Origin of the sequence: Sodalis-like endosymbiont of Proechinophthirus fluctus, from assembly GCF_001602625.1 — a bacterium.
Classification (GTDB): domain Bacteria; phylum Pseudomonadota; class Gammaproteobacteria; order Enterobacterales; family Enterobacteriaceae.
This window is the reverse complement of sequence record NZ_LECR01000023.1, coordinates 32383-37737: the sequence shown is the minus strand read 5'-3', so window position 1 is coordinate 37737 and position 5355 is coordinate 32383. Positions and strand designations below refer to the sequence as shown.

The window sequence follows — 5355 nt, the reverse complement described above, 5'->3', positions numbered from 1 at the left end:
CTTTATTTCTTTACTTGCGCTTGGCGGTTTTTGAGTTGTATTATCTTTCTGAGATCGGCTGTATAAAGCGAAAGCGCGGAATTGATAGCCGCTAATATCTTCCATACTGGCGGTTAGTTTATTGGGCTTTTCTGACCAGGCAGCGATTTTCTCCATCGCCTTCTTAGGTCTGTTTGTGGGCAGCAGTCTGATTTGCCACTATGCGGATTATTTCGGCCGCTGCCTGACCTTTACCTTTATGTGCACGCTGGCCTGGTATATGGCTGTTTTTGCTGGTCATGGCGTTTCAGAGCGGTGCGGAAGGCATTATTCTGTGCCGCTTCCTGGTAGATATCGGGCTAGATATAAAACTGGTAACTATCTATACCTACTTGACCAAGAGAAGTAGGTGCCGGTCCACCTGCACAATGGGGCGTTCGCGTTCTCATTTTTCTTTCGTGCAGTTTCTTTCGGTTGCCCACGGTGGATATCATTTCTTACTGATTGATTCTTAAAACTTTTTATACTTTTTTGTACTTTGAAGGCTAGCGCTGGGTGATAACTGCCGGCGCCCTGTGTTCGCTGGTCATTTGGTTTATTCGCAAAAATCTGCCTGAATCAGCGTGCTGGCTAGCCCAGCAGGGCCTCCATCTTGATGAGCTAGGTCATGTGGCCAGGTCATGTGCGCCATGGAAAAATGCTGCGGCCGCAGAGCCAGGCGCTGATGTGGTAGCACAGTTTTACACAAGAGAGACGCTTTCGCGAAATTTGGTCGACCTCGTACCGTAAACATACTCTAATGCTGGTGGTGATGACGCGGGATATTGCCGAGCACCTGTGGTCGCTATAACGCCAAGACGGTACCGAAAACTAGAGCACCCTGCGTGATGAAATGGGTCTGAGTATGGGGAGTAAGACTGTGGCATTTATCGCACTCCTGATCTGATGCAAAAGACCGTCGATAAGCTCTCCGAGTTGAAAGAACGGTTCAAACGGGTTAAGTCCAGGATACCAGCAGCGTCTTAAACACCGACTTGCTGTATACGCTGGAATTGCAGTGCGGGTGGATGTGGCGGAATGCATGGCACATTCGGCATTTCATCGCCGGAAATCCCGCGGCACACATCAACGTCTTGACGAAAGTTTTTACTGCCCGCGGCAATGTCAATTTCCTTAAACATGCCCTGGTGTTCGCTACGTCAGACGGCGGCGTCAGACTGGATTACAGCGACGTGAAAATTTTACTACTCTACCGCGCCCACCAAAGGGTTTACCGTAGCGAGGGCAAGAAGCACCGGCCACCGCTAGTAACGAGGCTTACCCTACCATGGGTGACAAGTACCCGTTGACGGTACAGATCCAATATTATGATCCCGAAAAGGATATCGCCCCGCGCTGGGAAAGCTATCAGGTGCCCTGGGACGAGCAAACCTCGATTTTGGACGCTTTGGGCTATATCAAGGACCACCTGACGGTGGATTTTACATTCCGCTGGTCGTGCCGGATAGCGATATGCAGCGTCTGCGGCATTATGATCAACGATGTTCCCCGGCTGGCCTGCAAAAACCTTCCTGTGCGATTTTCAGAACGGTCTGTGGGTGCGGCGAGCGCTGCCAAATTCCCCGATCGAGCGCAATTTGTGGTAGATATGAGTGCCTTTATAGAAATTTTATTGACAATCAACCCTGGATTATCGGCAATAACCGCACACCAGAACAGGGCGCCAACGTGCAAACGCCCGTGCAAATGGCGAATACTATCCGGTTATTCTACACTGTGTGTGCACCGGGCCGTCATCCGCCTAGCTCAGTCAGTCTGTTTTTCGTTTTCGTGGTCTGTTATGCTAACAACGATACCCCCTCTCAAGCGATGGTATTGCTTTTTGCAGGAGATGGAGAAACACGTCGCGACGTATAGTGGTTCAACTGCACTGGAGGCAAGTACTATCATCCTGTCCTTATTACCGCTAGCGCGAATTATACTCCCGTTGGGATGAGTTTTTTTAGGTTCGCACGACTCGGATCCGACCAGGGCATTCTCGAATGCGTTTACCGATCTCCTGCTGGAGGGAGAGTGACATGCAATCCTGGATCACACTTTTAACACATCTAGACTATCTGAAAATCGGCAGCCGTCATCCGCTGGTGGTCATGGTCACCAAGTCGATTCCCGAAGTCACCCGCGGACTATTAATCAAAGAAGGATGCCGGGTGAGGGAGGTCTACAGCGCCGCGCACTGGCTAGGAATACGCGCCCACTCCATTACGCCCGCGCGCAATCTTGGAGGTCTGGACCAAATATGCCGCGCTGCAAAGGGCATTGGACGCTATCGACGATTCGACAATTACCTGTCCGGCGCTGCGATATCTTTTGGCCAACGATGACGTAAAGGCTTTCCTGGATCAGAGAAATATGTGGCGGAAACGGCGCAATTTCGGGATCGGCTATCACCTCAATGACGACTAGTTAATCCGCCGCCAGAGCTGTAGCCCAGGCCTGCCGCAAATCCGCGGGGTCATCGACGCAGATGACCTCTATCCCCAAATTTTCAAAGCCGGCATAGGGGACATCGGGAACTTCCTGACTGGCCTGATAGCACGGATTACCTTCCATTTATTCTTTGTTCCCAGGTCACCTAGCTCAGATAGTAGTTATTAAGTGCACATACGATAAAGCGCGGATCGGTCTAGCCTTGCTGGTATTTTTGCACGATAATAATCTCGGCCAGATCGATATAAACCTGTACGCTCCACTCCTGCCTATCCGCCGGCAAAAACTGAGCCGCTGCCAATCATTAAAAACGTGTCGCATTCGCTCATCATATCCGAAGACGGCCGCTGGCGTCGATGACAAACGGCAAATTGTTCGGCAACACACCTTTGCCGAACAATGCATTGTGACCACTCATGCTCCTAATATTTCCGCCACGTCGATGATGATGTCCTGCGTTGCACCGCGCTCTCCGACGCCCACCAGAATCACTATCTTTTTGCCGATATTAAGCACTTCGGCTGTACGAACCAGTTCCGTGACCCGCAGTACCACCTGCGAGGATTGTAACTAGCGCCGGAGCGGGTAAAGTTGTGGTGACAGCAAGGGCTCCAGGGCTTATCCTGTATATCTTTCGTCCGCAGCGGCGCCGCTACCGTGATTCTCGCGAGCGCCACGCGTATACCGAGATTCAGCACATGGCGCACCTGCGCCAGAACATTTGCACCTCCTTCACGAAAGCCACCACATCGGCGAACAGGCAATCGAGATTCAGCTCTTTTTGGTGGCTAGCACTACGCGATGTAGTTTCTGCCTGCACGACGGTGACTAACACTGGCACATGATCCATGAGCGCATCATACATACAGACTGGTCAATAGGTGCATAGCCCCCGGATCGCCGGTGGAAAGACACACGCCAAGCTCGCCGGTTAGTTCGGCATGCGCAGTGGCCATAAACGCCGCCATTTCCTTATGGCATACCTGTACTACCCTCGTCGTCCTTGGCAGCACGCTGTAGCGTGCCAGTATGCCATTGATGCCGTCGCGTGGATAACCGTAAATACGGGTGGCTCCCATGAATTCAGACGCTCCAAATCACTGGTTTTGGTTGCCATGTATCTGCCTCAGATACGCGTATGGCGGGGCACGTTTGATTTTTCTAATAAAAATCTCTTATCCAAGCATAGTTCGCTTTAGCGCATTCGGGCGGTTTTCGGCCCCGAAGCCCAGTTCCAGCAGTAAGGATTCCACGATCTGATGCGCATGCGGCTTTCATGGGCCAACGCCTCCCCTAGGCGGTAAGAAAGATGCCGCGATAGGGTTACTGCTTCACTAATTCCACCGTCATTAGCTGTTTGAGGATTTGGCCACTGTCGGTTGCGAAACACCCAGCCGCGCTGCCAGATCCACCTGGAGCGCGCTTCGTCGCAATCACGGATTCAGATCGGCTATCAGCTCGACATAGTCATCCATCATCTCAGACCAATGCGCCTCACGCCACCTGCAAGAATCCCTGCACATTCTCTTTCATGTCTACCAACAGTGTAATCTCGCTAGACAGCGCGGATAAATCGCCATGGGTCATATCTGTTCCTCGTTATGTTATGGCCAACGGATCCCTAGCGGGTGGGGGGATAGGCGCGTTTTGGCTAAGCATTGTAAATGAAGAGTGGTCTAGTACAAGATTTTGAATTAATTGCTTTTGCTATCTAATATAGCCTATGCTATACCTGTCCATTAAGCAATCGCCACGCCGGCAAGGCACCGACGACAGGTCGCCACTGGATGATGTTTAGGCAAGCTCAACCAGCGCTTGCTACACGGCTTGCCACATGAATAGAGGCGTGATTGCTGCTTTTTCAGAGTTAACCGCAACCCGGGAAATCGCCATGGCCACAACACCTTCTCCTTGTCACTTTCTCAACCATTCGCCTTTTACACTGCGCCTGATGCTCGCAGGGATGCTAGTCGCCGCGCTATTCACCGGCAGTACGCGGGCGGAAAAACCCTTTCAGGTCATTACTACCTTTACCGTAATTCAGGATATGGCCCGTCAGGTCGCTGGTGAAGCGGCGGAGGTTCATTCCATCACTCGCCCGGGCGCGGAGGTTCATGATTATCAGCCCACGCCGCGGGATATCGTCAAAACGCAGAAAGCTGATCTGATCCTCTGGAATGGCATGAACCTTGAACGATGGTTTCGCCGCTTCTTCGACCAATTACACGGCGTACCGTCGGTGGTAGTGACCGAAGGCATTGAACCCATGCCGATCCGTGATGGTGCCGGCCGCGACCGGGTCAATCCCCACGCCTGGATGTCGCCGACCAATGTGCTCGTCTATGTAGAAAATATCCGACAGGCGCTGGTGAAATACGATCCGGTCCATGCGGCGATTTACAATCGCAATGCGCAATATTACTCAAATAAAATAAAAGAGATAGATGCTCCTCTGCGCGCCAGACTGGCGAAAATTCCCGACGAGCAGCGCTGGCTGGTCACCAGCGAGGGCGCATTCAGTTACCTGGCGCGGGATTATCGATTGCGTGAGGTCTACCTATGGCCGATTAACGCCGACGAGCAAGGCACGCCGCAACAGGTGAAAAAAGTCATCGATACCGTACGCCGTTATCACATCCCAGTAGTCTTCAGCGAAAGTACCATCTCTGATAAACCGGCGCGCCAGGTTAGTATTGAATCGGGCGCCCGCTACGGCGGCGTACTGTACGTGGATAGCTTGTCCGCCTCTGACGGGCCGGTACCAACCTATCTCGACCTGCTACGCACCACCGTTGACACCATCGCCACAGGGTTCGGTCAATGAGCGTCCTCGCGGCTGCACAATACCGCACCCGGCTTACGGTGAGCGGGCTGACGGTCACCTAT

General features: G+C 52.4%; 7 protein-coding genes and 2 pseudogenes. 4 read left to right on the top strand and 5 right to left on the bottom strand.

The features are described 5' to 3' along the window. Nucleotides 1-853 precede the first annotated feature (853 nt). From BG74_RS12550 to BG74_RS20330, 3 genes and pseudogenes are all read left to right on the top strand, one after another. Nucleotides 854-1328 (top strand): annotated as a pseudogene (locus BG74_RS12550) (hypothetical protein); the annotation flags it as partial. A 62-nt stretch (nt 1329-1390) separates the two neighbouring features. After that, nucleotides 1391-1975, top strand: a complete 585-nt coding sequence (locus BG74_RS02675) for a 2Fe-2S iron-sulfur cluster-binding protein (RefSeq protein WP_439895649.1) — start codon at nt 1391-1393, stop codon at nt 1973-1975. An 82-nt stretch (nt 1976-2057) separates the two neighbouring features. Beyond that, the gene (locus BG74_RS20330) at nt 2058-2363 is read left to right on the top strand and encodes a hypothetical protein (protein ID WP_066596407.1); all 306 of its coding nucleotides are present in this window, start codon (nt 2058-2060) and stop codon (nt 2361-2363) included. Between the two features lie 82 nt (nt 2364-2445). Here the strand turns inward: BG74_RS20330 and BG74_RS20325 are convergent, their stop codons facing one another. The 5 genes and pseudogenes from BG74_RS20325 to mntR form a co-directional block, all read right to left on the bottom strand. Further along, nucleotides 2446-2592, bottom strand: coding sequence for a hypothetical protein (locus BG74_RS20325; protein WP_439895646.1), 147 nt, complete (start codon nt 2590-2592; stop codon nt 2446-2448). Nucleotides 2593-2883: 291 nt separating this feature from the next. After that, nucleotides 2884-3024 carry a hypothetical protein gene (locus BG74_RS20320; RefSeq protein ID WP_439895645.1) on the bottom strand — a complete coding sequence of 47 codons (141 nt, stop codon included), beginning with the start codon at nt 3022-3024 and terminating at the stop codon, nt 2884-2886. A 136-nt stretch (nt 3025-3160) separates the two neighbouring features. After that, the gene (locus BG74_RS20315; protein WP_439895644.1) at nt 3161-3310 is read right to left on the bottom strand and encodes a hypothetical protein; all 150 of its coding nucleotides are present in this window, start codon (nt 3308-3310) and stop codon (nt 3161-3163) included. 16 nt (nt 3311-3326) lie between these two features. Further along, on the bottom strand, nt 3327-3548 hold the full coding sequence (locus BG74_RS20310) for a thiamine pyrophosphate-binding protein (protein ID WP_066596406.1): 222 nt from the start codon (nt 3546-3548) through the stop codon (nt 3327-3329). Nucleotides 3549-3683: 135 nt separating this feature from the next. Further along, nucleotides 3684-4056, bottom strand: a pseudogene (gene mntR / locus BG74_RS16120) (manganese-binding transcriptional regulator MntR); the annotation flags it as partial. Between the two features lie 364 nt (nt 4057-4420). Between mntR and BG74_RS02660 the strand changes: the two are divergent. Further along, nucleotides 4421-5293 (top strand): metal ABC transporter substrate-binding protein, encoded by an 873-nt coding sequence (locus BG74_RS02660; RefSeq protein ID WP_066596544.1) that lies wholly within the window; start codon nt 4421-4423, stop codon nt 5291-5293. Nucleotides 5294-5355 lie beyond the last annotated feature (62 nt).

What these genes read in the sequence shown, in the direction of transcription:
- BG74_RS20330 (WP_066596407.1), top strand. Translation starts at nt 2,058, where the DNA reads ATGCAATCCTGGATCACACTTTTAACACATCTAGACTATCTGAAAATC.
- BG74_RS20325 (WP_439895646.1), bottom strand. Translation starts at nt 2,592, where the DNA reads ATGGAAGGTAATCCGTGCTATCAGGCCAGTCAGGAAGTTCCCGATGTC.
- BG74_RS20310 (WP_066596406.1), bottom strand. Translation starts at nt 3,548, where the DNA reads ATGGGAGCCACCCGTATTTACGGTTATCCACGCGACGGCATCAATGGC.
- BG74_RS02660 (WP_066596544.1), top strand. Translation starts at nt 4,421, where the DNA reads ATGCTCGCAGGGATGCTAGTCGCCGCGCTATTCACCGGCAGTACGCGG.